At 53.8% G+C, this 320-nt stretch carries 1 rRNA gene; it reads left to right on the forward strand.

Annotated elements, in window-relative coordinates:
- Positions 1-320, forward strand: a 23S ribosomal RNA gene (locus tag QGT46_RS16800); the annotation flags it as partial.

Consider the following 320-nt stretch of genomic DNA (forward strand, 5'->3'; position numbering starts at 1 on the left):
CGGCCTGGGAAGGCCGGCCAGAGAGGGTGAAAGCCCCGTATCCGAAGTCAGAAGTACCCTAGCAGGATCCAGAGTACCACGAGACACGAGAAACCTTGTGGGAATGAGCGGGGACCACCCCGTAAGGCTAAATACTCCTTAGTGACCGATAGCGCATAGTACTGTGAAGGAAAGGTGAAAAGGACCCCGGGAGGGGAGTGAAAGAGAACCTGAAACCCTATGTTTACAAGCTGTGGAACCCCTTTAGATGGGGAACTGCGTACTTTTTGTAGAACGGTCCGGCGAGTTGCCCGTACTGGCAAGGTTAAGGACTTAAGGTC

Origin of the sequence: Anaerostipes faecis (assembly GCF_910574135.1) — a bacterium.
Lineage (GTDB): Bacteria > Bacillota > Clostridia > Lachnospirales > Lachnospiraceae > Anaerostipes > Anaerostipes hominis.